Consider the following 25,744-nt stretch of genomic DNA (forward strand, 5'->3'; position numbering starts at 1 on the left):
CCATGCCGACAGCGCGACGGCGTCGCCGGCCGGCATCATGCCGACCGGACGACGGGTCGGGGCCTTACTTCTGTCCGATCAGGACGAAGGCCTTGCCTTCCACCTTGTAGAGGTAGGACGGAGCCACCTTGAGTTCGCCGGTCTCGTCGAATTCCAGTTCGCCGACGGCGGTCTTCACCTTCACGGCGTGCAGGGCGTCGTTCATCTCCTCGCGGCTGAAGCCCGCGGCGGATTTGATCACCGCCTCGAGGATCTGGCCCTGGACATAGCCGTAGATCGAATAGGGACCGGCGTCCTCGCCATACTTCTCCTTGTAGAGCCTGGCGAACTCGGCGATCTCCGGCGAGGCGTCCATCGGCGGCACCTGGATGGCGACCAGCGAACCCTGGACATTGGCTTCGCCTGCCTGGTCGATGTATTCCGGCGTGTAGCCGCCGTCCGGGACGAGGAGGGTGGCCGTGACGCCCTGCTCGTGCATCTGTTTCGCGAAGAGCGAGAGCTGCGGCATGACGGCGCCGAGATAGATGACGTCCGGCGCCTTCGCCTTGATCTGCGCGAGAACAGCCGTGAAATCCACGTCGGTCGGTGCGACGGAGAGGGTATCGAGGAGCTGGCCGCCGCCCTCGACGAAGTTCTTGCCGAAGATTTCCGAAATGCCCTGGCCGAACACCTGCTTGTCGTTGACCACAATCGCGGTCTTCGCGCCAAGCTCCTTGAGCGCGTATTCGGCCGGCAGGAGCGCGCCGGCGAGATCGTTGGCGACAGGGCGGACCATGAACTTGTAGCCCTGCTGCGTCAGGGTCGGGTTCGAGCCGAAGGTCATCGTCGGCAGCGAGCAGTCCTCGTAGATCGGCAGGGTTGACTGGGCAACACCGGAATTGAAGTTCACGAGGCCGATAACGACGTCGTCATCGTCGCAAAACTTCTGGGCGACGAGCGTGCCTTCACGCGGGTCGGCCTTGTCGTCCTGTTGATTGTACTTGACCGTCGTGCCGTTGACGCCGCCGGCGGCGTTGAGCTTGTCCCAGTAGAGCATGAAGCCCTTGTGCCAGGTCGTGCCAAAATAGGCCTGAGGACCGGAGAGCGGACCGGAGAGGCCGATGGTGATCTCGTCGGCAAAAGACGGGGTGGCGATCAGCGACATGCCGAGGCAGAGCGAGGTGACGAACTTCATTTGGTTCCCCTTTGTTCGAATCCTGTTCGATATGGCAGGCCGTTCCGGTCTTCTTGCCGATGAAGACATGGAAGCAGACTATCGGGACGCCGTCAAGAAAGTGTCGACACTATTGCGTTCAATTTTTGTGCGGGTTACCTTGCCCTTGTCAGAACCTGCGGCGCCGTGGCTTTGCGTCGTCGTCGCCAGGAGCGAAAACTTTCAGCAAGGCGTCCTTCAGCGCCTGCTGCGTTGCGGAGACCGTCATTTCGATATGCTGGCGCAGCAGTTCCACGCCCTGTTCCGTATCCCGCCTCATGGCCGCGTCGACGATGGCGGAATGCGAGGCCACCTGCCGCTTGTCGTGTGTGCGATGCTCGATCTGGATGCGGCGGATGAAACGGATGCGGGCATTGATCGCCGCCAACTGAGCGACGATTTCCGGATTGCCGGACAGCTCGGCGATCAGCAGATGGAAGCCCTCGTCCTCGGTCAGGATGATGTCCGGCGGATGATCCTGATAGCCCTCGACAATCGCCTCCCAATAGGCGCGGAGCCGGTCGAGCTGGTCATCCTCCGCGCGTTCGCACATGAGCCTGAAGGCGGCGCATTCGATGATGGAGCGCAATTCGTAAAGGTCGAGAAGACCCTCGGTCGAGAGGCTGCGCACGAAGAAGCCGCGGTTCGGCGTCAGCGACACGAAACCTTCGGAGGCGAGCCGGTTCAGCGCCTCGCGGATCGGCGTGCGGGAAATGCCGAGGCTGCGCGACAGCTGCATCTCGTTGATGCGCTCCTCGGGCTTCAGCTTGAACTCGACGAGGAGCTTGCGGATCGTGTTGTAGGCCCGTTCGCTGCTGTCGGCGGACCGGCGGCCTTCGGGTTCGCTTCCCGGCAGGCCGTCGGCAATGTCGGTCAAGTCGGATCGTTCGGTCATGAAATCTCCGGGACGGTTCTGCGGGATCCTGTGTCGACAGTTCAATACGCATCCTTTTTCCCTGAGTCGACACGGGTGGCAAGATTGTCGGACATGACATTCCGCGAAAGTGCTGCAACGGAGAAGGGCGAACGATGAGTGTCGGAATTCTCGGCGTCGGGCATCTGGCCCAAAGCTTGATCGAAAGCCTGCTGCGATCGGGTCTTCCCGCCGCCGACATCGTCCTGTCGCCGCGCGGCAAGGCGCCCTCGCTCGCAGACCTTCACCGCCTGCGGCTTGCCGCCGACAACAGGGCGCTGGTGGAAGACACGGACCTTGTTCTTCTCGCCGTACGCCCCGAGGATGCGCCGGCCGCGGTCGCCGGACTTCCCTGGCGGGTCGGGCAGGTGGTGGTGTCCGTCTGCGCCGGCGTTCCTCTTGAAGCCCTTGCCGTTGCTCCGGCCGAGGTGGTTCGCGCCATGCCGCTGACCGCGGCCGCGATTGGTGCCAGCCCGACCGTTTATTTTCCCGACAACGGCGTGGCCCGCGATCTGATCGGCCGCTTCGGAACGGCCATCCCCCTTGCGAGCGAGGCCGATTTCGAAATCGCGACGGTGAACGCGGCGGTCTATGGCTGGGCGCAGGATCTCATCCGGCGCACGGCAGGCTGGTCGGTCGAGCGAGGCGCGGACGCCGCCACCATGCGCCGGCTCGTCGCGCTCACCTTCGTCGCCGCCGGTCGGATGATGGCGGAGAAGCCGGAGCCCATGGAGGAAATCCTTGCGGACCTCGTCACGCCCGGCGGCATTACCGAGCTCGGCCTCGGCATTCTCGAAGCCCGCGACCAACCGGGCGCCTGGCAGGCGGCCTGCACGGCCGTCCACCGCCGGCTCGCCGACAGACGGTGAGGTTGTCACGGCACCGGCGCTGCGGGATATGTTTGTCCGCCGGCGGCCTGCTCGGTCGGCGACAATGTCAGTTCGGCAATGTCGACGTGCTCGGGAAGGTTGAGCGCCGAGACGAGGACGGAAGCGATATCTGCCGGCCGCAGCGGCCGCTGATGGGTGTACATGCGCTCGCTCAGAGCGTCGCGGTCGCCGTCGAAGGCCTTCAGGTAGAATTCCGTCTCGACGCGCCCGGGAGCGAGTTCCGTCAACCGTACGCCTGTGCCGGCGAGGTCGTAACGCAGGACGCGGCCTGCCTGGGAAAGGCCGGCCTTGGCGGCGGCGTAGGTGGTTGTGGCGGGAAAGACGGCGGCCGCCGCCGTGCTGGTGAGATTGAAGATATGGCCGCGCCTCTGTGCGATCATGCCCGGCAGAAGGAGACGGATGAGCTGAAGCGGGGCCGTCAGGTTGAGAGCCACCACATCCGTCGTCTCTTCCGCCGTCTGCCCGTACAAGGGCTTGACGGAGACGAGGCCGCCGGCATTGTTGACGAGCACGTCGATTTCGACAGTCGCCAGCGTCTCGGCGATCGTCGCGTGATCGCGCACGTCGGCGACAAGCGGCCGCAGCCGCGGGCCGAGCCGGTCGGCGAGCGCCCGAAGCGCCGTCGCGTCGCGTGCAAGCGCGTGAACGATCAGCCCCTCCTTAACCAGGGCTTCGGCGATGGCTGCCCCGATGCCCTTCGAGGCGCCGGTGACGAGGGCGGTCCGGTAGTGCATCGTTCAGATCTCCTTCGCTCGCGGATCAATGCGCGCCGTGGCGGGCGACAGTCCGCAGAATGCCGACCAGGCCGGCCTCCCGGGATTCGCGCAAATCCTCCTGGGTGCGGCCACGCACCGCTTCGGCTGTCGACGTGGTGACGGCACGGATGGTCGGCTCGTCGAGCTTCGCATCGAGAAGCGTGTCCCAGATCGCCTGGTAGGTCGGTCCGTATTTGCGCAGGAAATCCTCCATGCCCGCCGCATTGAGCTGGTTGGAGATGAAGGAACCCTGCAGCGTCCATTTCGGTCCCGGGCCGTACATGAAGGCGCGATCGACGTCCTCGACCGATGCGACGCCGTCGCGCACCAGCGCGATCGCCTCGCGCCACATGGCCCCCATCAGACGCAGCGCCAGGTGCCCGGTGATCTCGCGTTTCAGCGTTACCGGCTTCTTGCCGACCGCCTCGTAGACGGAGCGCGCCGTCGCCATCGCCTTTTCGTCCGTCGCCCTGCCGCCGACGATCTCGACGAGCGGCATCAGGTGGGCCGGATTGAACGGGTGGCCGAGCACGATCCGCCCGGGGATGCGGCAGTCGGTCTGCATGTCGGAAACGAGGAGCGCCGAGGAGGAAGAGGCGATGACGACCTCGTCATCCACATGGGTCTCGATCTCGGCGAGCAGAAGCCGTTTTATGGCGATGTCCTCGGGGCCGCTTTCCTGCACGAAGCCGACGCCGGAAAGCGCTTCCGCCATGGACGGGAAGAGCCGGATCGATCCGGGCGTTTCGGAAGGCCCCGCCAATGCATCGAGATCGGCCATCAGGCCGGGCAGGGCATCCGTGAAGGCCGCTTCCCGTCCTCCGCCGGGATCATAGGCGCGGACATCGTGGCCGGCATGGGCGAAAGCGGCCGCCCAGCGCTGCCCGATGACCCCAAATCCGATGATGCCGATCGACAGCTTGTCCATGATGCGCTCCTTCAGTCCAGGGCCTTGCGAAAGGCTTCGTTGATGCCGTTCCACGGAATGAGAAGGTCGAGCCAGGCGCCGATGCGTCCCGCGGCAAGGATGGCCTCGTCGATCAGGGCTCCGAAGGGCAGCCCCGGCTCTTCCATTGCGATCGACAGGCGGAATAGGAGGTCCGGCGTCTGCGCCATGTGGCAGAAGTCGCGCAACCGCGTGGCCGTCTTGTCGAGTGCGATCGCCGCGGTCTGGCGCAGGACCGTTTCGTCACGCCGGCTGCGCGCCGCGCGCAGCCACCAGAGCAGTTCGTGAAGGACGCGGGCTTCGGATTCCGCCATGAAGACAGGACCGGCCGGATGCATGATGGCCCGGGAAGTCGTCACGCGGACAATGTCGTCGGGACATGCCGACCAGAGCGCCCGCAGCGCGGCGACAAGCGTCTCGGGCAGCGGCGACGCCGGGCTTGGCGCCGGTTCGACCGCTCCGGTTGCGGCCAGCGTTCCGGTCAGCATGCGTCTGCCCGCCTCGCGCCTGAGCGTGGCCGCGAGTGCGGCGATGCCGTCGACCGGTGCGTCCAGATGGCCGAGCACGGTGATCTCGGCGTTCTCGGCCTGCAGCGGCGCGAAGGTGATTTCGAGGAACTGCCGCACCGGCCAGTAAATGAATGCGCCGGCTTCGGCCGCGAGCACATGGGTCGCGCCCTCGACGTCCTCGACGAAGGGTGCGTGCCAGTAGATGTGGCTGCCGGCGATTTTGGGCGTGTGCAGCTGCAGCGGCATCGGCAGCGCGGCGACGAGTGCGCGGCATGTGCGCTCCGCGCCGCCGGCGAGCCGGATCGGCCAACTCTGTCCTTCGGCCGAGAAGAGAAGGTGCATGCTCATTTCCCGGGATTGAAGAAGGAGACCGGCTTCAGGATCTGGTTGCGCATGTCGGCGAGATAGTCGGTCTCGATGACCTTGCGGCGATAGGCCTGCCACTCGGGATCGGCCTCCATCCGGTCGCGGCGCGCTTCGCGGTCGGCGAGACTGTCATATTTCCACAGGTGCACGGTGCGCGAAAGGTCGCCGATATGCGTCTGGAAAAAACCGAAGGGTTCGCCCAGATAATGCCGCTGCATCGGCAGTCCAACGTCCTCGTAGAGCTTCAGGAAATGCGGCAGCATGTTGGGGCGGGCGGTATAGGTTCGGTGATCGAAGATCATGTCATTTTCCTTATTCATGTTTCGGGCGGTTGCGTCCGCCCGGTCCGCCGCCCCGTGCCGGGGTGGAGAGGCCTTCAACCGGCGCTTCTGACGGTTTCCGAGATCAGGCGGGCGGCAAGCGCTGGAACCTCCATCTGCGGAACATGGCCGACGCCGTCGAGAAGGTGCACCGCCGCGAAGCCCGGCGCGCGTGCCGCATGGCCGGCAGGCACAACGCGATCCGAACGGCCCCAGACGATCCGGGTCGGAACTGCAAGGCCGGCAAGGGACTGCGCGAGGCTGAACGCCTGCGTTCCATGGGGAAAAAGCGTGTCGGCCATGGCCCGAAGGGTCGCGGCATTGCCGGTGCGCTGCATCTGCCTCAGCGCCGCGCGGGCATAGCCGTCCGGCAGGACGGAGCGGTCCGCCACCATGAAGCCGAGCCACTGGTCGAGCGCCTCGGGTGACGAAGCCTCGGTGAGGCCGGCAACGAAGCCGCCGTGGATCTCGGGCCCCAGGCCACCGGGCGCAAAGAGCGTTACCGAACGAACCGCTACGCGGCCGAGCGCGGCGAGCGCCAGCCCGGCCGCACCGCCGAGCGAATGGCCGACGACATGGGCGCGCGAAATGCCGAGCGCCTCCAGCCGGTCGGAAAGTGCAAGCGCGATCGCCTCGATGCCGAAAGCGGGGGCGGCCGCCTGCGAACCATGGCCGGGCAGGTCGAGCGCTACCGCCTCCACATCCGCCGGCAACAGCGGGATCACCTGCCGCCAGGCGGTGCGGTCGGCCGCAAAACCGTGCAGCAGAACGGTCGGGTCGCTCACCCGCACAGGGGGCTCTGCTTTCCGGACCGCCGCCGCGCGGATTTCACCGGCCGCTTTTTCGACGAGGCTGCCTGCCTGCCTGGCTTCGTCGGCGAGGGCCGCCACCACGTCGCGCTGTTTGATGCGGCCACGGGGGCCGGTGCCGGCGATCCCGCCGAGATCGAGACCGCCAGCGCGGGCAAGCCGGCGGGCGAGCGGGCTTGCGACGACGCGGGCCTTCGCGGCGGCGGCAACGCCATCATCGGGAGCGGCCGTCGAAAGAGGAGCACCGGCCGCCACCGCGCCGGATGTCGTCGCCGCTGTTCCGATGCCGGTGATCTCGCTGTCCGACAGCGTGCCCAGCACGGCACCCACCGGAGCCTCCTGTCCCTCTTCGAAAAAGATCTCCGTCAACCAGCCGTCGCGCTCGGCTTCAATTTCCGTTGCCGCTTTCGCCGTTTCGACGGTGACAAGCAGGTCGCCGGTCTTGAGGTGATCGCCAGGCTTTGCGGCCCAGGCGACGACCAGCACGGATTCCATATATTCGCCGCCGGCGCTTTCGATCGTGATCGGATGGGTTGCCACTGCCTTCCCCTTCACTTCAGTGTCGCAAGGGCGGCGGAGCGGATCGTCTCGGCGTTCGGCAGCATTGCCGTCTCCAGTGGCTCCGAATAGGGAATCGGCATGTCGGGCAGGGCGACACGGGCGACCGGCGCGTCCAGTTCGTCGAAGGCATGGTCCATGATGGTGGCAGAGAGCTCCGCGGCATAACCGCAGAAGCGCCAGCCTTCGTTGACGACCACCGCATGATGCGTCTTGGCGATCGAGGCGACGATGGCGCCGACGTCGAGCGGCCGGAGCGAGCGCAGATCGATGACCTCGGCGAACACGCCGTCGCCGGCAAGAAGGTCGGCGGCCTTTGCCGCCTCCACCACCATCTTGGACGTCGCGAAGATCGAGACATCCGTGCCCTCGCGCACGATGCGGGCCTTGCCGAGCGGCTCGACGACATCACCCTCCGGCACCTCGCCACGGGTGTTGTAGAGCAGCTTGTGCTCCAGGAAGACCACCGGCTGGTCGTCGCGGATCGCCGCCTTCAGCATGCCCTTGGCGTCGGCAGGCGTGGAGGGCGCCACGACCTTGATGCCCGGGATATGCGCGAGCATGGAATCGAGCGCCTTGGAGTGCTGGGCGCCCGCTCCCGCGCCGCCGCCGCCCTGGGTGCGCAGCACGAAGGGCATCTTCACCTGCCCGTTCCAGATGTAGTTGTAGATGGATGCCTGGTTGACGAGGGCGTCAAGGCAGAGTGGCACGAAGTCGGCATACATGATCTCGAGCACCGGCCGCGTCCCGGTCATGGCCGCCGTCACCGCCATCGCGGTCAATGCCTGTTCCGAGATCGGCGTGTCCCGCACGCGCATGTCGCCGAACTCCTCCCTCAGGCCCCTGGTGACCTTAAACACGCCGCCATAGCGACCGATGTCCTCGCCGAACAGGAAGACGGACGGGTCTGCGAGCATTTCCTCGCGGAGCGCGGCATTCAGCGCCTCGGCATATCGCATCAGGGCCATGTCAGTGCGCCTCGCTGTAGGGATTGCAGGCTTCGTCGATTGCGAAAATGGGCATGGGGTCGTCAAGAGCGAGTGCGAAGGCCGCGTCGACCTCCGCCTTCGCCGCAGCCTCGATTTCCATGAGCCTGGCCTCTTCGATATCCGCAAGAAGGGTTCTGCGGGAGCGGGCGAGAGGGTCGCGCGCCTTCCAGGCGGCGATATCCTCGGGCTTCTGGTATCCGCCCATGTCGGAGGTGGAGAAGCCCTCGACCCGATAGGTCTTGCATTCGACCATGCCGGGGCCCTCGCCGCGGCGTGCCCGTTCGGCCATCGCGGCGACGGCGCGGTAGACGGCGACCGCATCGTTGCCGTCGACGATTTCGGAAGGCATCGCATAGCCCGCGGCGCGCATGGCGAGATCTTCGACCGGCGACTGGACGTCGGAGGGAACCGTCAGGCCGAACTGGTTGTGCTCCAGCACGAACACCATCGGCAATTTCCACAGGCCCGCCATGTTCATCGCCTCGTGGCAGATACCGGTCTGGGCGGCGCCGTCGCCGAAGACGCACATGGCGACGTTCGGCTGCCCGAGCACCTGCATCGAGAGCGCCATTCCGGCCGCGGCCGGGATACCGGCACCGACGATGGCATTGCCGCCGATGACGCCTTTCCCGGCGTCGGCGATGAGCATGTGGCCAGCCCGGCCGGCGCAGGCGCCCGTTGCGCGCCCGAAGATCTCGGCGATCACCGGGCGCATCGCCATGCCTTTGCCGATGTAGACCGCATGGCCGCGATGGGTCGTCGCCACCTTGTCGCCGGCCTCGAGCACCGCGGTGGCCGCGACGCCGACCGCCTCCTGGCCGTCGCAGCGATGGATCGGTCCGCGTGTGCGGCCTTCCTTGTGCAGCGTTCCAAGCCCCTCCTCCAGATGCCGGACCAGCAGCATCTTGCGGTAGATTTCGAGATGATCCTCGACCGAAGGTGTGTTTTTCACCGATGCCTCCAAATGCATGAAAGAATTTAATACAAAAGTGTCGACACTTTGCAAGCCGTTCTGCACAATGGCCGCAAACAATCGAAAGGAAAGTCCGGAAGGAGAATGAACCCATGCGTTTGAAGGATGGGATCGCAATCGTAACCGGCGCCGGCATCGGACGCGCGACCGCGGAGCTGTTCGCCCCAGGGCACCATGGTGCTCGCAGTCGATCGCGACGGCCAGCTGGCGGTGCCGGCGACGGCCGCGAACGGCGGCGCTCACCTATGACACGGCCTTCCACCATGCCGGCAGCATATCCGCGTCAACGCTGCGGTGCCGGGTGCCAGTTGGTCCAGCTGTTTCGACCGCATGCCGGAGACCCATCCGGATCCGGGGAGGTTCGTGAGGGTACTGGATGCGCGGGCACCGATGAACCGCGTCGCCGAGCCGATCGAGACCGCGCAGGCGATCCTCTGGCGGGCAAGCGGCGAATCCTCCTTCGCGGCGGGCTCCACCCTGACGGCGGCATGACGGCTTGGCGACGCTTTTCCGTCAGGCGGCCGGCAGGTCGATGGTCAACGCCGCCAGCATCTGGTCGAGATCGGCGCAGGGACGGCAGCCGAGCGTGGCAATCTCCCGCGTCACGTCGACCGGCAGGCCGGAATTGGAATCCCTCGGCACCTCGTTCAGCCGTCCGCCGATCAGGACCGGCAGAGCGAGCCCCTGCTTCCTCATGGCGGCCTTAACAGCCCTCGCGTAGGAGAGCGCGACGCCGTTATAGGTGCTGATGGCAATCGCGTCGGCGCCGGATGCGATGGCGTGCGCCACCAGCGCTTCGGGATCGACCGCGACGCCGGCATCCGCGATCGCCACGCCGAGTCCCTCGAGGGCCTGCTCGACCAGATACTTGCCGTGTTCGTGCACGTCGGTGGTGCCGATGCAGACCGTCAGACGTCGGGGAACGACGAGCGGCGGCTGTGCCGCGACCCAGTGTTCCGCCTTCTCGTTGAGCTCGCGAGCCCACTCGGCGTGGATGAGCGGCCGCCGGCCGCGACCGCTTTCGGTGCCGGGTCCGAACAGCGCCTCCATGCGCTTCGGCCCCATGCGCCGGATAGCGAGCATCAGTGCGGCGGGGTCGGCGCTCGGCACGCCGCGTTCTTCGAGGCCGGAGAGCACCGCCTCCGCAAAGCGCCGACCGCCATTGACCAGCACGCCGGCCATGGCCTCGACCTTCGTCCAGTCGAGGATCGGATCGTAGCAGGGTGCATGCAGCGTCAGGCGATGTGCGAAGGTCTGTGCGTCGATGATCTCGTCGACATCCGGAATGCGCTGGTTTTCCGTCACGGGCACCGGATTGATGGCATGGCCGGCCGGCCAGCGGCCAAGCGCCAGGATATCGGCCGTCAGATAGCTCGCGAGGCTCGCATAGTTGCCGGCCGGCGCCGACTGGTAGGCAACCGTGTTGCCGAAGATCATCGTGCCCGGCGTGTCGTTGACGCGCACCAGAGCGGCGTGGAAGGCCATGCGCGACAGGGGATCACTGAAATGGTGGCCGTAACAATGGGCGAGGCGTGCGCCGATCAGATCCTCGACGATATGCTTCTCGACGATCACCATGCCGAGGGCGCAGGCCATGTCGACGAAGAGGCCTGCAAACCCGTCGTCAAGATTCGAATGCACGAGAATCTCGGCCTCCTGCGCGGCGATGAGGCCGAGCGCCGTCACCGTCGCCTCCGTTGTCGCCACGTCGTCGTCCCAATAGGGCAGGCGGAAGGTGAAATACTGGCCGAGATTGCCGACCGCCGTCGCACCTGCCGCGATTGCGGCGCGGGTGTTCTCGATCGCGCCCGGCAGGCCGAGCATGAAGTCGCCGAAATGCGCCGCTGCCGGTGCCGCATGGGTGATGCGGGCAAAATCCTCCGGCCCCGTCAGCACGATGCCGGTACCACGGGAGGCGTTGGCGCGCATCGCATCCGGATAGCCCATCGACCAGTCGAGCGTGATGCCGAAACGGTCCACCGTGACACCGCGCTCTGCGCAGGTGCCGTGTACGGCACGAATAGCCTCTATCGTGCGGTTGACGTCGCGAAACCCGATATGGGCGTGCTGCATGATCCGCTTCTCGGCCGTTGCCCTGCGTTTCCAGTCGGCTTCCGAAGCGACGGAATTCTCCGTCAGGAAGGGGCAGGAGCCGAGCCGCCAGCTTTGGGCCATCGCGCGGCCGGCGGCGACAAGCTCGGCACCGGGCCTGAGACTCGGATCGACGAGGGCGGGCACTTGGGCGTCAGCAGGCATCGGACACTCTGGTTATGAAATGGCGAATGAGGCCGGCGAAGGTCTCGGCACGGGTCATGGGATGAAAATGGGTACCGGATACGACGACCAGCTCCGCGCCGACAATAGTTTCCGCGATCTGCCGGGTGAGCGATGGCGGGATGAGAATGTCGCCGTCTGCCGCAATCGCCAGCACCGGCGCCCGGATGATGGGCAGGTCGTCGAGGCGGTCGTGGTCGAGCAGCATGCGGACCCGTGCGGCAGCGATGGAAGCGGGCGAAAGGAGCTCGCGTGCGGTCGTGACCGCCGCCTCCAGCCGGACGGCATTGGCGGCGAGATAATCAGGCTCATGGCCGAAGACATGGGTGAGGCGCTGGTAGCTCTCGAAGAGACCTGCCTCCAGCAGTTCGGCGCGGGCAGTGAAGAGCGTGCGGAAGCGCGTGTCGGCCCGTGCCCAGGAGCTGCTGATCGTGTAGCTGAGGCCGCAGGCAGCGTGGTCGAGCGCCAGCACCTGGGCGACCGCACCGCCCGTCGAATGGCCGACGACATGGGCCGGGCCGCCCGTCGCCTTGAGAAGGGCCGCGGCGTCGGCAGCGATCGTCTCGATCGACTGCGGCCCTTCCGGCCGGTCACTGCGGCCGGCGCCGCGGTGGTCCAAGACAATGAGCCGGTGGTCGCGTTCAAGTGCCGCCACCACGCCCGCGTAGAATCGTCCGTCGCCCCCGAGCCCCGGCACCAGCAGCACGCGGGGCCCGTTGGTTCCGAAGGTGTCGTAATGGATGCGGCAGTCGTCCGCGGCGACGAGAGCAGGCATCAGGCTTTCCCCACGCCTTGCAGCAGCTTGCGCAGCGTCGCGGCGATGCTGAGCCCGGTGATCGCCGAGGTTTTCGGGTTTCCCGGCAGCGGTGCGTTGAAAAAGCGCAGGTTCGCCGTACCCGCCGCACTCGTCACGACGATCTCGTGCACGTTGCCGGTTGCCGCCGGGTCCGCCACGACGCGGACCTCGACCGGAGCCGGATGTGCGGCGAGCGCGATGGAGAGCGCGACATTGAGGTTCTTCGGGTACCGCCTCACCGCCTCGTCCGCTGTACCTTCGAACAGCACGCTTTCGCCCGTTGCTCCGTCAAGGTCGTGCGCCGCCAGCATTTCGGCGAAGGCGGCCGGCGGTTTGCGCGACGTGTAGCGGACGCGCGCGTCGGGCAGAGCTGCGACAGCCGCCAGATAGTCGAGGCCGCCGACGGCGCCGGACGGAAGAACGATATCCGTTTTCGACGCCCTCCGCGCCGCGACGATCCTTGCGCGGAGCGACGGGTCGGCAAGCGCGCCGACGGAGGCGACGATGACGGGGATACCCGCAGCGAGAAGGTCCGGAACATAGGCGCTGGCGGCCTCCTGCCCGGCGGCTTCCACCACCGCGTCCGGTGCCGCAGCGATCAGCTCGGGCAGGTCGGCGACCGCGCGCACGCGCGGCGGAAGGGCGCAGGCCGTAACGTCTCGGACAAGCACGACCCAACCGATCGTCGCCGGCAGGGCGTCGACGATCTGACGCGCGAGCGCGCCGAAGCCGATCAGTCCAACTGTCGCGGGGCCGGCGGGCTGCACGGTTCAGCTGCCTTTCGTCGGGTCGAACTTGTCCTTGAGGTCGGCGCCGAACACGGTCCGGCGCTCGATCTCCAGCACGTTCTCCGGGCGGGGAAAGTTGGACGGCACGCGTTCCCCCGGCGTGCGCGGCCGGCCGATCAGGCGGAAGAAGTCCTCAAGTCCGTTCGGCACGATCAGCCACATCCAGCGCAATCTAACCTCGCCGTCATTGATGAACATGTGGCGGGTGTTCCTCGGCAGAAAGATCACGCTGTCCGGGCCGATCGGATATTCCTTGCCATCCACCACGGCACGGCCATGGCCCTCGATGACGTAGACGGCTTCCTCGTTTCGGTCGTGCGTATGCTCCCGCACATAACCGCCGGGCGCGACCGACTGCGTGCCGAGTGCAAAGGGATGCTCCATCCCGACAATGTGCGGCGCGAGCGCGACGTCGATATGGCCGTTCGCCGGCACCGGCTGCCAGTAACTCGCGCGCGCGTCGGGGCCGGAAATGTGAACACCGGATGCGGCCGGCGGCAGCGTGGTCTTCTCCATGTCTCTTTTCCTTCCTGCTCTTTTTCGAGGGATGGATGGAACTCTCGGGGCTGGGAAACCATAGTGCGGCAAAAGTGTCGACACAATAGTAGACAGATTAAATTGCATGCTCGTATACTCCGCATGCAGCGAATGGGGAATGGTGATGGATTCGTGCGATGTTCTGGTGATCGGCTCCGGTTCCGCGGCCTGCGCCTCGGCGCTTCGGGCGGCGCGCGGCGGACTCAAGGTTCTCGTCATCGAAAAGAGCGCGTGGCTGGGCGGGACTTCCGCCATGTCCGGCTCCGGCGTCTGGATCCCGGCCAACCACGTGGCGGCGGAAGCCGGCGTTGCCGACAGTCGGCAGGAGGCGATCGCCTATCTCCGGGCGGTGTCGCCGGACGGCTGGCTGGAGAAGGAGGACGCCCGCTGGTCCGCCTTCGTGGAACGCGCCCCCGACATGCTGAAGTTCCTCGCGGAGAACACGCCGCTCGACTTCCGTCTCGTGAAGGAGCCGGATCCCTTTTCCGAGGCGCCGGGCGGCAAGCTCGTCGGCCGCATGGTCTCGCCCATGCCGCTTAGCCGCCGCATCCTCGGGCCTTTCGCGTGTCGTCTCCGGCGCTCCACGCTGCCGCACAGCTTCACCTATCAGGAAGTTGTGGACCATGACCTCTATCACCATCCGATCCGCGCCGGTCTAAAGCTCTGGCCGAAGCTCCTCCGCCGCTGGCTCACCAATTCCGGCGGACAGGGGACGGCCCTCATGACGGGCCTCATCCGCGGCTGTCTCGATGCCGGGGTGACCTTCTGGCCGGAAACGCGCGCCGTGAAGCTGGTTCAGGATGCCGCCGAACGGGTGATCGGCGCCGAACTGGAGCGCGGGCAACGGAAGCAGACGGTCATGGCAGGGCGCGGCGTCGTCATCGCGTCCGGAGGCTTCGAATGGGATCCGGAGATGCGCGCGCGCCATTTCCCGGGGCCGCTCGACCGGATCGGCAGCCCGCGCAGCAACGAGGGCGACGGCCAGAAGCTTGCCGCCTCTGCCGGCGCACAACTCGACCTCATGGACCAGGCGAATGTCTATCCCTGTCTGCCGACACGCTATCAGGGCCGCCCGCACGGGCTGCCGATGACCTTCCAGGCCGAACCGCATTCCATCGTCGTCGACCGTCACGGCAGGCGCTTCGTCAGCGAGAATGATTTCAATATCGGCGAAGCGCTGGACAGGCGCGGCGCCGACGGCACGCCGGTACATCTGCCGTGTTACCTCGTCGGCGACCATCGTTTCCTCGGCACGTCGTTGCCTTTCCGCTGGTATGCGTCCTATGAACCGCAATGGGTCAAGAAGGCACAATCCATTCCGGATCTGGCCGAAAAGCTCGGCCTTCCGGCAGCGGTTCTGCAGGAGACGATAGACCGATGGAACACCTTCTGCGCCAACGGCTGTGATGAGGACTTCCGACGCGGCGAAAGCGGCTGGGAGGACTACAAGGCCCACGGTCCCGAAAACCGCCTGAAGCCCATCGACAAGCCGCCCTATATCGGCATGAGCCTCAATCGTTCGATCCTCGGCACGAAGGGGGGCGCACGGACCAACGAACAGGGGCAGGTGCTGCGGCCGGACGGATCGGTGATAGCCGGCCTTTATGCCGCGGGCCTTGCCATGGCAAATCCCTTCGGCACGCGCGCCGTCGGCGCCGGCACCACGATCGGCCCCAACATGACCTGGGGTTACATCGCATCGGAAACGATCCTGAGGCAAAACCGGTGATCGATGCTCGTGCCCGGTTGCGGAGCACGGGCCGGCATTGCGTATAACGACCCCTGGCTCCAACGTTGAGAGGCAGTTCGCGAAAATTGAACGGTTGAGATAAGTGTTTTTCGGCTCAGAAGCACGGCACCATGCCGGGAACAGGAGCCGAGATGCCGATTTTGCGCTCGGGCCGTCACGAGAGAACCCAGGGGCCTGATCTTCAGCCCCAGCAGACGATGTCGAGCACCTTCCACTCCGGTACCGACAAAATGACAATCCGATGACGGAATTGGAACGGGTGCGGAAAAGCCTGCAATCCGCCTGACAAGCACCGCCGCTATCACCGCAGGGGATTCAAGCCCCCGCACCGGAGCAGCGCGTGAAAATCATCCAGATCACCGATACGCATTTCAGCGAGAGCAAACGCCATTTCCTCGGCAACTGGGCGCCGCTGTGCGCGTGGATCGAGGAGCAGGAGGCGGACCTTGTTGTCCACACGGGCGACCTGACGGTCGACGGCGCGGACGACGAGCAGGAACTGCGTTTCTCGATGGAACTGATGCGGCAGGTCCGGGTTCCGATGCTGCTCGTGCCCGGCAATCACGACGTCGGACATCTCCCCGGAACGCTCCAGCCGGTGACGCCGGACAGGCTGCGACGCTGGGAGACGCATGTCGGTCCCGACCGGTGGATCGAGGATACGACGGGCTGGCGGCTGATCGGCTTCAACACCCTGCTGATCGGTCACGGCAACGAGGCCGAGAACCGCCAGCTCGAATGGCTGTCCGAAGCGATCGCGACGGCGGCCGGTCGACGGATCGCGCTTTTCACGCACAAGCCGCTCTTCGTCGACGATCCGCTGGAGGGCGACACGGATTATTGGGGCATCCGGCCCAGGGAACGGCGGCGGATCTTCGATGCGATGGCCGGAAACGATGTCGCGCTCGTTGCATCGGGCCATCTGCACTGGGCCTGGCAGGGCACCCTCGGGGCGACGGCGTTGACCTGGGGGCCGTCCGCAGCCTTCGTCATCGACAAGCTGGAACGGGAGATGCCGGGTCGGCGCGTCGTCGGGGCCGTGGTGCACGACCTCGGCGACGGCGTCGAGAGCCGGATCGTCGCCGTGCCCGGCATGATGGCGCATGTCTTCGACGAGGTGTTCCACGAGGTCTATCCGATGCTCGCCACGGCGAAGGAGGCCGCCCGATGAGCGCGCTCGTCCTGTCACAGGTGACGAAATCCTTCGGGGAGAACGCGATACTCAAGGGTATCAGCCTCGCAGTGCAGGAGGGCGAGTTCATCGCGCTCGTCGGGCCGTCGGGCTGCGGCAAGAGCACGCTGCTGCGTATTGTGGCGGGGCTGGAGCAGGTATCGTCCGGCACGATCGCCGCAGGCGGGCGCGATCTCACCGGCCTGCCGGCCGCTGACCGGAACGTCGCCATGGTGTTCCAGTCCTATGCACTCTATCCGCATCTTACGGCGGGGCAGAACATTGCCGTGCCGCTTGCCATGCGACAGCTGAGCCGCGCCCGGCGATTGCCGATCGTCGGTCCGTTGCTGCCTGGCCAGAAGCAGGCATGCGCGGCGATCCGGCAACAGGTCGACGAAATGGCGCGCGCCCTGAAAATCGAGCATCTCCTCGACCGGAAACCGGGGCAGATGTCGGGCGGTCAGCGTCAGCGCGTGGCGCTTGCCCGGGCGATGGTCCGCCATCCGGCGCTCTTCCTGATGGACGAGCCCTTGTCCAATCTCGATGCCAATCTCAGGGTTCACGCCCGGGGCGAGATCGTCGATCTCCATCGGCGGGCCGGCGTTCCGACGCTTTATGTGACGCATGACCAGGCGGAGGCGCTGTCCATGGCGGACCGGGTCGCGGTGATGATCGCCGGCAGTCTCCTGCAGATCGCCTCGCCGCAACAGATCTACGACGACCCGACCCATCTCGAGGTGGCGCGCTTCATCGGGCAGCCGCGGATCAACACGATCGAAAGCCGGGTGGCGGCGCATCAAAGCGTGATGCTCGGGGACGCGACGCTTTCTCTCCGCCAGCCGCTGCCCGAAGGCTCCCTCGTCACGCTGGCGATCCGCCCGGAGCACCTGCGCGTCCTCCCCCGCCAGAGGTCCGGCCTTGCCGGCAAGATCGAGCGCCTCGAGTTCCTCGGTTCGGAGGTGATCGTCTCGGTCCGCCTCGACCGCAGCGAGGACGTCGTCGTCGCCAAGGCGGCGCCGGGCGAGGCTGCCGACATGGCGCTCGGCATGCCCGTGGCCGTCGTGCCGGATCAGGCGCGCATGATGGTCTTCGACGCGCAGGGCCGGCGCATCGCCGCCGAACCGGTGCGCATACTCAGCCGGGAGAGCGTCCATGGCTAACGTCGCGACGCTGACGCCGTCGTCCGACATCGGGACGATCCGCCAAACCCGGGCGGCCTGGCTTCTGGTGAGTCCCGCTATCGCGCTGATGGCCGTCTTCGTGCTTGCGCCGCTTGCCGCCGTCGTCTTCCTCGGGTTCACCGACTTCGAGCTGGGCTACAGCAACTATCGTTTTGTCGGCTACGAGAACTATGCCGAGCTGATGACCGACCGGACCTTCCGGCAGTCTCTCCGCAACACGGCCGTTTATGCAGCAATCGTGGCACCGGCCTCGCTGTTCCTCGGACTTGCCATCGCACTTCTGATCGAAAGCGAGAGTATCGGCCGAGCCTTCTTCCGCACGGCCTATTTTCTTCCCGTGGCATCCCTGCTCGTCGCCATGGCGACGGTCTGGCAATACCTGCTGCATCCGTCTATCGGACCGGTCAATGCCCTGCTCGGTCTGGCGGGCTTGCCGACGCCGAACTGGCTGGGCTCTGCGGATTCGGTGCTCGTCAGCCTGGCGATCATCGGCATATGGCAGAGCGCCGGCTTCAACATGGTGCTGTTCCTTGCAGGGCTCACGGCGATCCCGCGCGATCTCTATGCGGCGGCCGAGGTGGACGGTGCCAAATCCCCGCTCGACCGCTTTCTGCTCGTGACCTGGCCGATGCTCGGCCCGACAACGCTTTTCGTCGCGACGATCAGCGTCATCAATGCGGTCAAGGTTTTCGAGACGGTGAAAACGCTGACGGAAGGCGGCCCGAACAAGGCATCGGAAGTGCTGCTCTTCACCATCTATCAGGAAGGGTTCGTCTATCTGCGGGTCGGTTATGCCTCGGCCATGACGGTGGTCTTCCTGGCGGTTCTCGTGGTGATGATGTTCGTGCAATATCGCCTGCTCGATCGCGAGGTCCATTACACATGACGGACCGGTCATTGAGCCTTGGCCGCCTCCTGCGTCTCGCCGCGCTTGTCTTCGGTGCGGTGGTGTTTCTCGCACCCTATATCTTCATGCTGTCGACCGCGGGCAAGGCGCAGAGCGAGATCTTCACCTCGTCGCTCTCCCTCATCCCGGACCAGTTCTTCTTCGTTGAGAACTTCGCCAAGGCCTTCTCGCGGGTGTCCATGCCGGCGTTGCTGCTGAACGGCGTCATCGTGTGCGGCCTCGTCCTCGTCATCCAGGTCTGCGTCGCCGTTCCCTGCGCCTATGCGCTGGCGAAGCTCAGTTTTCCTGCCGCAAGGCTGATGATGGCGCTCGTCATGCTGGGCCTCCTGGTGCCGATCCATGCGACGGCCCTGCCGCTCTACGTGGCGTTTGACGGGGCGGCGATGCTGAACAGCTATGCCGCACTGGTGGCGCCCTTCTCGATCTCGGTCTTCGCCATCTTTCTGTTCCTGCAGTTCTTCCGGGCCATGCCGGACGACCTCATCCATGCGGCGCGCCTCGACGGCATGTCGGAACTCGGGATCGTGGCGCGCGTGATCGTGCCCAATGCCTGGCCGGCGATCACGGCCTTTGCGATATTCTCGGTGGTGGCGCATTGGAACGATCTTTACTGGCCGCTGATCGTCGTCAGCAACCAGGCCTATGCGACGCCGCCGCTCGGGCTGCTCTATTTCCGCGCCGCGGAGGCCGGAGACGACTACGGCGCATTGATGGCCGCAACCCTCATCATAACGCTTCCCCTCGTGATCGCTTTCCTGCTTGCGCAGAAACGCTTCGTCGAGGGCATAACCATGACCGGGCTGAAGGGCTGACGGTCGCTCAACCAGGAGACCTGCGATGAAGCATTTGACACAGATACTGGCGGCAACGGCCGTTTCCCTCTCGCTCGCCGTGCCGGCCTATGCCGAGACCGTCCTGACGGTCCACTACCCGATGCCGGGCTTCTTCAAGGATGTGATGGACACGATCTCCGCCAAGTTCATGGAGGAGAATCCGGACATCGAGATCCAGTTCGCCAATCCGTCGGCAACCTACGAGGAAGGTATCCAGACCATCATGCGCCAGGCCGGCACAGCGGAAATGCCGGACCTGACCTTCATCGGCCTCAACCGTCTGCGCATGCTCAACGAGCGCGACATTCCGGTCGATATGGCCGCCTTCATCGCTAAGGACGGCAGCATGGCGGACCAGGGCTTCTCGGACAACATCCTGAAGCTCGCGCAGGTCAACGGCAAGCAGGTGGGCCTCGCCTTCGCCACGTCCAACCCGATCATGTACTACAATGCGGATCTGGTGAAGGCGGCAGGCGGCAATCCCGACGCCCCGCCGAAGAGCTGGGACGAGGTCATCGAGCTCGGCGCCAGGATCAAGGCGCTCGGCAACGGCGTCGACTCCATCGACTACCGCTGGCAGGGTGACGACTGGATGTTCTCGGCACTGCTCTTCGGCGCCGGCGGCACGATGCTGAGCGAAGACGAGAGCCAGGTCGCCTTCAACGGCCCGGAAGGCCAGAAGGCCATGGAGGTGATCGACCGCATGGTGAAGGAGGCGGGCATGCCGGTCTTCACCAAGCAGGCCGGCGAGCAGGCCTTCGTGGCCGGCAAGATCGGCTTTGCCTTCCAGACCACCGGCGCGCTGCGCAACACCATCAAGAATGTCGGCGGAAAGTTTGACCTGCGCACCGCGGAAATCCCGCTTCTCGACCCCGTCAACGGCAAACTGCCGACCGGCGGCAACGCCGTGGTGATCCTGACCCGCGATGCCGGCAAGCAGGAGGCCGCCTGGAAGTTCGCCAAGTTCGCGGCCGGCCCCTACGGCGCGTCGGTCGTGGTGCCGGGAACCGGCTACGTGCCGAACAACGAACTTGCGGCCCAGTCACCGGAATATCTGGGCGATTTCTACAAGGAAAATCCGCTGTTCCAGGCAGGCCTCAAGCAGATGCCGCGCATGATCCCGTGGTATGCCTTTCCGGGAAGCAACGGCGTGCGCGTCACGCAGGCGATCGTCGACAACACGGCGCGCGTCGTTGAACAGTCTGCAACGCCGAAGGAAGCGCTGGATGACGCCGCCGGCGAGGTTGAACGCCTGCTGCCGCGGAGCTGACGGTTCGCACCCCCCCCCCGCCGCCCGGGCGGCGGGGGTGCTCATGTCCGGACGGCACGGACGGTCTCGCCCTGCCGCAGTGTAAAGCCCATCTGGAGATGGCGTGACGGCGCGCCGTTCTCCGTCATGTCGATCAGCAGGGAGGCGGCGACCGCCCCCATGCTCGCATCCGGCATCTCGATCGTGGTCAGTCGCGGGGACATCAACTGACCGACGGCAATGCCGTCGAAGCCGGCGACGGAAATCTCTTCGGGAACGCGGTAGCCGTGCTTTCTCAGCGCGCCGATGACGCCGAAGGCCAGCAGATCGTTGGAAGCGATGATGGCGGTTGGTCGGGTGTCCCAGAGGGTGGCAGACAGATCAATCTGTTCATAGCTGCCGATAAAGGGAATCTGAAAGGGCGCGAGCGGCGGCAGTCCGCTTTGCTCCATCACCTCGCGATAGCCGTCATAGCGCAGGCGCGCGCGGTCCGAGCCCTGGAAGTTGCCGGACAGGAACAGGATCCGCTCGTGCCCGTGCAGGAGGATGTGTCGGGTGAGGATTCGTCCGGCCTCCTGGTTGTCGACGGTGACTGCAGCCGGGAAGCGGTCTGTCGGAAGGTTGTTCAGAAGCACGGTCGGCGGCAGGTCTAGGCCGCGGTTGATCTCGCCTTCGGCGTTGCAGAGCGTCAGAATGAGGCCGGTCGGCCGCTCCGACAGCAGGGCTGCGATGGCGCCCGCTTCCTGCAGCGGATCATAGTTGGACTGGGCGATCAGCACCGCATGCCCGGCGATCAGCATCCGGTTCTGGATGTTGGAGAGCGATGTGGCGAAGACCGGGTTGGTGATGCTCGGTATCAGGACGCCGACCACGGGTCGGCGACCGTGACGGCGTGCAAGGAGCGGCAGAGTCCGATAGCCGAGTTCCGTCGCCGCCTTGCGGACGCGCCGCTGCAGCCCTTCGCTGACGGCGCCTCTGGCATTTAGAGCCCGGCTGGCCGCCGCTATCGAGCACCCCGCCCGTTCCGCAACGTCAGCCAAGGTCGTCATGCCGTATCCTCTCTCGAAGTGAGGTCGAATAGGACAGTCGGGTGACAGCTGTGCGACGGATGCGGAGACAGCTGCATTCAAGTCGTCCGCAGGTTCCGTCTTTCACGCCCGAAGCGTCGCGCCTCCGTCGACATAGAGATCGGTCATGGTGATGTGCGCCGCCCGGTCGGAAAGCAGGAACAGCACCGCGTCCGCCACATCTTCCGGTGTCGCGAGCTTGCCGAGGGGAATGCCGCTTTTGAAGGTCTCGAGAGAGCCCGCGATCACGCGCGCACCACCCTCCGGATCGGCCCACATGCCGGTCTGCATCGGGGTGAGCGTCGACCCCGGAGCGACGATGTTGCACCGGATGCCGTGGGGTGCGAGTTCGAGGCCGAGGCAGCGCGTGAACATGGTCGCCGCGGCCTTGGAAGCGGCGTAGGCCGACATGGCATGGCGCGGGATACCGGCGGCATTCGAGCTGACGGTAACGATGCTGCCGCGTCGCCGCGGCGTCATGCGGCGGGCGAGGGCACGCCCGACGTGGAAGACCCCGTCAGCATTGACGCCGAAGACACGCCGCCATTCCGCATCGGTCGTTTCCGCCGCAAGGCCCGTTGCCAGCACGCCGGCAACGCTGACTCCGAGGTCGATCGGCCCCAGCGTCTTTTCGACCATGGTCGCGAGAGCCTCGACCGCATCGGGGTCCGCAACGTCAAGGGTCTCGCGCCGCACGCCCGTGAGATCCGGAATGGCGGAGACGTCGAGATCGGTGGCGACGACCTCCACGCCCTCGGTGCTCAGCGCCGTTACCACCGCACGCCCGATGCCGCCGGCCGCCCCCGTCACGAAGGCAATCCTCCCGCCGAGGCCATAGAGAGGGCCGGGGGATCGTGTGTTCCCGGTCATAGTGCCGCCTCGACTGCCGCGGTGGTGCAGGGAACGCCGCAGACGGAGGCAATATAGCAAAGCGCCATCTCGTGCTTCTCGCGTGAGAAGTCGGCGACCGCATCGGCGACGAAGAACGGTTCGATATCGCGCATGAAGGCATCGGCCGCCGTCAGCAGGCAGCCGATATGGGCGTAGATGCCGCAGATGACGAGCTGGTCACGGCCGCGAACGCGCATCAGCCGCTCCAGATTGCTGCGCTGAAACGCGCTGTAGCGGTGCTTCGTCAGGACGATATCGTCCGCCTCCGGCCCGATCTCCGGCAGGATCGGCTGATGCTCCTCGGGATCGCGCATGCCCGGTCCCCAGAGGTCTGCCTGGAGTCCCCGGTCGCGCCTGTCCTGGTTGACCGTTTGCGCCGTATAGAACACAGGCACGCCGGTGGCGCGGCAAGCGTGCGCCAGCGAGGCGATATTGGCGACGACCTCTGCCATCGGCGACACGTCGGCAGCGAAGGGACGAACGAAATACCGCTGCATGTCGTGCACCAGAAGCGCTGCGCGGTCACGCTCGAGCACGAAAGGGGCCCGGACGGGCGGCAGGGTCTCGCCGGACGGAAGGGAATAGGATGCGATGGTCGGCAAACCTTTCGAACTCATGCCGGGTTCTCCCTGCTCGACGTCAGAAAATCGTCGCGGAGCTGCGCGCGGAGCTCCTTGCGGCTCACTTTGCCTGCGGCCGTCGTTGCGAAACGATCGACGAAGACGATCTGGTCCGGAACCTTGAAGGCGGCGATGCCGCGCTGGCGCATCCAGGCCTTGAGCGTGGAGGGCTTCATCCCCTCCTTCTGCGCGATGACGAAGGCACAGCTCCGTTCGCCGAGCGACGGATCGGGGATCGACACCAGTGCGGCGTCGAACACGTCGGGATGCGCCAGAAGGTGGTCTTCCACCTCCTCCGCCGAGATTTTCTCGCCGGCCCTGTTGATGTGGTCGCCCGCCCGTCCGAGAACCTCGATATAGCCGCCGGGGAGCCGGCGCACGACATCGCCCGTGCGATAGTATCCGTCGGGGGTGAACGACCTGTCGTTGGCGGCCGGATCGTCGTGATAGGCACGGATCGTGTAGGGGCCGCGCGCCAGCAGGTGACCGGGCGTGCCGTCCGCCACGGAATTCCCGTCATCGTCCACCACGCGCACGTCGTCGTCCGGGCTGATCGGACGTCCCTGCGTGTTGATGACGATCTCGTCGGGGTCGCCGAGCCGGGTATAGTTGACCAGCCCCTCCGCCATGCCGAAGACCTGCTGCAGGGTGCAGCCAAGCGTCGGCCGTACGCGACGGGCCGCTTCCGGCAGGAACTTGGCGCCGCCGACCAGGAGCACGTCGAGGCTGGAAAGGTCGTGTGTCTTCCTTTCCGCGGCCTTCATCCAGAGCAGCGCAAGCGGCGGCACGAGGCCGGTGATCGTCACGCGCTCCCGTTCGATCAGCGCAAACGCGGTCTCCGGATTGGCGGAGGCGGCGAGCACGACGCGGGCGCCGGCATGGAGCGCGCCGAAATGGCCCGGCGAGCTCATCGGGAAATTGTGCGCCGCCGGCAGCGCGACGAGGTAGACGCTCCTGTCGCTGACCCCGCAGATTTCGTTGCTGGCACGGCAGCTGTAGATGTAGTCGTCGTGCGTCCGCGGGATGAGCTTCGGAAGCCCGGTGCTGCCTCCGGAAATCTGCAGGAAAGCCACCGACGACGGCTCTGGATCAGCCGGAAGCCCGGCCGCCTCGGCGACGCAGCCGTCGAGCGGCAGGTGTTCCTGCGGGTCGCCGGCGATGATCACGTTGCGCAGGCCCGGCACCTCGGCCTTGAGCTCGCGGCCAAGTGCGCGATAGTCGAAGGCGTCATAGTCGTCGCAGGCGATATAGGCGGCCGCCTCGGAGCGGCGGGCGAGATGCACCACCTCGGTCAGCCGGTGGGCGGGAAGGCTGTAGACCGGCACGAGCCGCGCCCTGAACAGGCCGAACACGGCAGAGAAGAACTCCGCCACGTTGCCGAGCTGGACGAGCACGCGTTCTCCCGGCGCCAGGCCAAGCTTGAGAAAGCCCGCGGCATGGGCCTCGGCGCGGCGATGAAGGTCGCGATAGGTCCATCGCCGCGCGCCGTCGACGATCGCCACGGCGTCGGGGCGCTCTTCCGACTGTCGGCGGAGCATGGCCGGGAATGTTTCGCCCCGCCAGTATCCGGCGGCCCGATAGCGCTCGGCGAACGGTTCGGGCCATATTTGCTGGATCGGTTTCATCGAACAGCCTCCCCGTCGAGATTCACACCGAGGGCAGCGAGAAACGCACCGAATTTCGCCCCGGTCTCCTCCGCTTCCGCCAGAGGATCGGACTGCGGGACGATACCGGCGCCGGCGTAGAGCCGTGCCTGACGGCCGCAAACGTCCGCGCAGCGGATCGACACATACCAGGCGCCGTCGCCGCGAGCGTCGCACCATCCGACCGTACCGGCGTAGAAATCCCGGCGATGCGGCTCCAGTTGCGCGATGATTTCCGCGGATCGATCCCGCGGCACACCGCAGACGGCAGGCGTCGGATGAAGGGCGGCCGCCAGCGCGACGCAGGAGTGCTCCGCGTCGCGCAGTTCGCCTTCGATACGGGTCCCGAGGTGCCACATGCTGCTCGTGCTGACGAGAGTCGTGCCGTCCGGGCGCGAAAGCGTCCGGCAATGGGGAGCGAGCGTGTCGAGGATGAATTCGACGACGATGTCGTGCTCCCGCCGGTCCTTCTCGGACCGGCCGAGCGCCGCAGCCGCGGCCGCATCCGCGGCAAGGTCGCGCTGGCGCTTTGCCGACCCGGCAAGCGGATGGGAGCTTATTCGGTTTCCCTCCTTTGCAAGCAGCAGTTCGGGTGTCGCGCCGGCAAGCACGCGCCGGGCGCCGCCGCCATCGGGAAGCGGCACCAGGAAGGCGGTCACGGCGGGATCGAGGGACAGCCGCACGAGCAGAAGGTCGAGGTCGATCGGACGCTCGGCGGTGGCAACGAGGCTGCGCGAGAGGACGATCTTGGCCAGGGCCGCCGGCCGTCCGGCCTCCTGCTCCATGATGTCGAGGGCCTGCCGGACGGCGGCGGCAT

26 protein-coding genes and 1 pseudogene are annotated in these 25,744 nt (G+C 66.1%); 8 read left to right on the forward strand and 19 right to left on the reverse strand.

Annotated features, from left to right (window positions below; genetic code table 11):
- Positions 1 to 64 precede the first annotated feature (64 nt).
- Together LXM94_RS04725 and LXM94_RS04730 are read right to left on the reverse strand one after the other, a co-directional pair.
- Complete coding sequence (locus LXM94_RS04725) at positions 65 to 1,174, reverse strand: branched-chain amino acid ABC transporter substrate-binding protein (protein ID WP_235769992.1); 1,110 nt, start codon at positions 1,172 to 1,174, stop codon at positions 65 to 67.
- A 148-nt stretch (positions 1,175 to 1,322) separates the two neighbouring features.
- Complete coding sequence (locus LXM94_RS04730; protein ID WP_235769993.1) at positions 1,323 to 2,087, reverse strand: GntR family transcriptional regulator; 765 nt, start codon at positions 2,085 to 2,087, stop codon at positions 1,323 to 1,325.
- Between the two features lie 134 nt (positions 2,088 to 2,221).
- Here LXM94_RS04730 and LXM94_RS04735 point away from each other — a divergent pair, with 134 nt between their 5' ends.
- Positions 2,222 to 2,974, forward strand: coding sequence for a pyrroline-5-carboxylate reductase family protein (locus LXM94_RS04735; RefSeq protein WP_235769995.1), 753 nt, complete (start codon positions 2,222 to 2,224; stop codon positions 2,972 to 2,974).
- 5 nt (positions 2,975 to 2,979) lie between these two features.
- Here LXM94_RS04735 and LXM94_RS04740 read toward each other — a convergent pair whose 3' ends face one another.
- The 8 genes and pseudogenes from LXM94_RS04740 to LXM94_RS04770 form a co-directional block, all read right to left on the reverse strand.
- On the reverse strand, positions 2,980 to 3,729 hold the full coding sequence (locus tag LXM94_RS04740; protein WP_235769996.1) for an SDR family oxidoreductase: 750 nt from the start codon (positions 3,727 to 3,729) through the stop codon (positions 2,980 to 2,982).
- Between the two features lie 25 nt (positions 3,730 to 3,754).
- Positions 3,755 to 4,678 carry a 3-hydroxyacyl-CoA dehydrogenase NAD-binding domain-containing protein gene (locus LXM94_RS04745; RefSeq protein ID WP_235769997.1) on the reverse strand — a complete coding sequence of 308 codons (924 nt, stop codon included), beginning with the start codon at positions 4,676 to 4,678 and terminating at the stop codon, positions 3,755 to 3,757.
- Between the two features lie 11 nt (positions 4,679 to 4,689).
- Complete coding sequence (locus tag LXM94_RS04750) at positions 4,690 to 5,547, reverse strand: hypothetical protein (RefSeq protein WP_235769998.1); 858 nt, start codon at positions 5,545 to 5,547, stop codon at positions 4,690 to 4,692.
- A gap of 2 nt (positions 5,548 to 5,549) precedes the next feature.
- Positions 5,550 to 5,873 carry an NIPSNAP family protein gene (locus tag LXM94_RS04755; protein ID WP_235769999.1) on the reverse strand — a complete coding sequence of 108 codons (324 nt, stop codon included), beginning with the start codon at positions 5,871 to 5,873 and terminating at the stop codon, positions 5,550 to 5,552.
- 74 nt (positions 5,874 to 5,947) lie between these two features.
- Positions 5,948 to 6,784, reverse strand: coding sequence for an alpha/beta fold hydrolase (locus tag LXM94_RS26280; RefSeq protein ID WP_408015583.1), 837 nt, complete (start codon positions 6,782 to 6,784; stop codon positions 5,948 to 5,950).
- A 9-nt stretch (positions 6,785 to 6,793) separates the two neighbouring features.
- Positions 6,794 to 7,195, reverse strand: a pseudogene (locus LXM94_RS26285) (biotin/lipoyl-containing protein); the annotation flags it as partial.
- Positions 7,196 to 7,251: 56 nt separating this feature from the next.
- Positions 7,252 to 8,226: an alpha-ketoacid dehydrogenase subunit beta gene (locus tag LXM94_RS04765; RefSeq protein WP_235770001.1), complete on the reverse strand. Its 975-nt coding sequence runs from the start codon at positions 8,224 to 8,226 to the stop codon at positions 7,252 to 7,254.
- Between the two features lies 1 nt (position 8,227).
- Positions 8,228 to 9,199: a thiamine pyrophosphate-dependent dehydrogenase E1 component subunit alpha gene (locus tag LXM94_RS04770; protein ID WP_235770002.1), complete on the reverse strand. Its 972-nt coding sequence runs from the start codon at positions 9,197 to 9,199 to the stop codon at positions 8,228 to 8,230.
- A gap of 297 nt (positions 9,200 to 9,496) precedes the next feature.
- Between LXM94_RS04770 and LXM94_RS04775 the strand changes: the two genes are divergently transcribed.
- Positions 9,497 to 9,712, forward strand: coding sequence for a hypothetical protein (locus LXM94_RS04775; RefSeq protein WP_408015584.1), 216 nt, complete (start codon positions 9,497 to 9,499; stop codon positions 9,710 to 9,712).
- A 21-nt stretch (positions 9,713 to 9,733) separates the two neighbouring features.
- On the opposite strand, the gene LXM94_RS04780 is transcribed toward LXM94_RS04775, so the two are convergent.
- From LXM94_RS04780 to LXM94_RS04795, 4 genes are read right to left on the reverse strand one after another with little or no spacing between them, the layout of a single operon-like run.
- The gene (locus tag LXM94_RS04780) at positions 9,734 to 11,476 is read right to left on the reverse strand and encodes a cobalamin-dependent protein (RefSeq protein ID WP_235770005.1); all 1,743 of its coding nucleotides are present in this window, start codon (positions 11,474 to 11,476) and stop codon (positions 9,734 to 9,736) included.
- Positions 11,466 to 12,269, reverse strand: coding sequence for an alpha/beta fold hydrolase (locus tag LXM94_RS04785; RefSeq protein ID WP_235770006.1), 804 nt, complete (start codon positions 12,267 to 12,269; stop codon positions 11,466 to 11,468). Before LXM94_RS04785 ends, LXM94_RS04780 begins: the two co-directional genes overlap by 11 nt.
- Positions 12,269 to 13,057 carry an aspartate dehydrogenase domain-containing protein gene (locus LXM94_RS04790; protein ID WP_235770007.1) on the reverse strand — a complete coding sequence of 263 codons (789 nt, stop codon included), beginning with the start codon at positions 13,055 to 13,057 and terminating at the stop codon, positions 12,269 to 12,271. The genes LXM94_RS04785 and LXM94_RS04790 overlap by 1 nt, the downstream gene beginning before the upstream one ends.
- Positions 13,058 to 13,060: 3 nt before the next feature.
- On the reverse strand, positions 13,061 to 13,594 hold the full coding sequence (locus tag LXM94_RS04795) for a cupin domain-containing protein (protein WP_235770009.1): 534 nt from the start codon (positions 13,592 to 13,594) through the stop codon (positions 13,061 to 13,063).
- Positions 13,595 to 13,733: 139 nt separating this feature from the next.
- Between LXM94_RS04795 and LXM94_RS04800 the strand changes: the two genes are divergently transcribed.
- The 6 genes from LXM94_RS04800 (at position 13,734) to LXM94_RS04825 (ending at position 20,727) form a co-directional block, all read left to right on the forward strand.
- Complete coding sequence (locus LXM94_RS04800; RefSeq protein WP_235770011.1) at positions 13,734 to 15,344, forward strand: FAD-dependent oxidoreductase; 1,611 nt, start codon at positions 13,734 to 13,736, stop codon at positions 15,342 to 15,344.
- A 361-nt stretch (positions 15,345 to 15,705) separates the two neighbouring features.
- Positions 15,706 to 16,536 carry a metallophosphoesterase family protein gene (locus tag LXM94_RS04805; protein ID WP_235770012.1) on the forward strand — a complete coding sequence of 277 codons (831 nt, stop codon included), beginning with the start codon at positions 15,706 to 15,708 and terminating at the stop codon, positions 16,534 to 16,536.
- The gene (locus tag LXM94_RS04810) at positions 16,533 to 17,696 is read left to right on the forward strand and encodes an ABC transporter ATP-binding protein (RefSeq protein ID WP_235770013.1); all 1,164 of its coding nucleotides are present in this window, start codon (positions 16,533 to 16,535) and stop codon (positions 17,694 to 17,696) included. The genes LXM94_RS04805 and LXM94_RS04810 overlap by 4 nt, the downstream gene beginning before the upstream one ends.
- Entirely contained in the window at positions 17,689 to 18,603 is a 915-nt protein-coding gene (locus LXM94_RS04815) for a carbohydrate ABC transporter permease (protein ID WP_235770014.1), read from the forward strand. Before LXM94_RS04810 ends, LXM94_RS04815 begins: the two co-directional genes overlap by 8 nt.
- Positions 18,600 to 19,436, forward strand: a complete 837-nt coding sequence (locus tag LXM94_RS04820; protein ID WP_235770015.1) for a carbohydrate ABC transporter permease — start codon at positions 18,600 to 18,602, stop codon at positions 19,434 to 19,436. The genes LXM94_RS04815 and LXM94_RS04820 overlap by 4 nt, the downstream gene beginning before the upstream one ends.
- Before the next feature lie 25 nt (positions 19,437 to 19,461).
- Positions 19,462 to 20,727 (forward strand): ABC transporter substrate-binding protein, encoded by a 1,266-nt coding sequence (locus LXM94_RS04825; protein WP_235770017.1) that lies wholly within the window; start codon positions 19,462 to 19,464, stop codon positions 20,725 to 20,727.
- A 41-nt stretch (positions 20,728 to 20,768) separates the two neighbouring features.
- Here the strand turns inward: LXM94_RS04825 and LXM94_RS04830 are convergent, their stop codons facing one another.
- The 5 genes from LXM94_RS04830 to LXM94_RS04850 form a co-directional block, all read right to left on the reverse strand.
- The gene (locus LXM94_RS04830) at positions 20,769 to 21,755 is read right to left on the reverse strand and encodes a LacI family DNA-binding transcriptional regulator (protein ID WP_235770018.1); all 987 of its coding nucleotides are present in this window, start codon (positions 21,753 to 21,755) and stop codon (positions 20,769 to 20,771) included.
- 102 nt (positions 21,756 to 21,857) lie between these two features.
- Complete coding sequence (locus LXM94_RS04835) at positions 21,858 to 22,583, reverse strand: 2,3-dihydro-2,3-dihydroxybenzoate dehydrogenase (protein ID WP_235770019.1); 726 nt, start codon at positions 22,581 to 22,583, stop codon at positions 21,858 to 21,860.
- Positions 22,584 to 22,639: 56 nt separating this feature from the next.
- Positions 22,640 to 23,281, reverse strand: coding sequence for an isochorismatase family protein (locus tag LXM94_RS04840; protein WP_235770020.1), 642 nt, complete (start codon positions 23,279 to 23,281; stop codon positions 22,640 to 22,642).
- Entirely contained in the window at positions 23,278 to 24,909 is a 1,632-nt protein-coding gene (locus LXM94_RS04845) for a (2,3-dihydroxybenzoyl)adenylate synthase (protein WP_235770021.1), read from the reverse strand. The genes LXM94_RS04840 and LXM94_RS04845 overlap by 4 nt, the downstream gene beginning before the upstream one ends.
- A partial coding sequence (locus LXM94_RS04850; protein WP_235770022.1) for an isochorismate synthase occupies positions 24,906 to 25,744 on the reverse strand: 839 nt, incomplete at its 5' end. The genes LXM94_RS04845 and LXM94_RS04850, both read right to left, overlap by 4 nt.

Source organism: Rhizobium alarense, assembly GCF_021555155.1.
Classification (GTDB): domain Bacteria; phylum Pseudomonadota; class Alphaproteobacteria; order Rhizobiales; family Rhizobiaceae; genus Rhizobium_D; species Rhizobium_D alarense.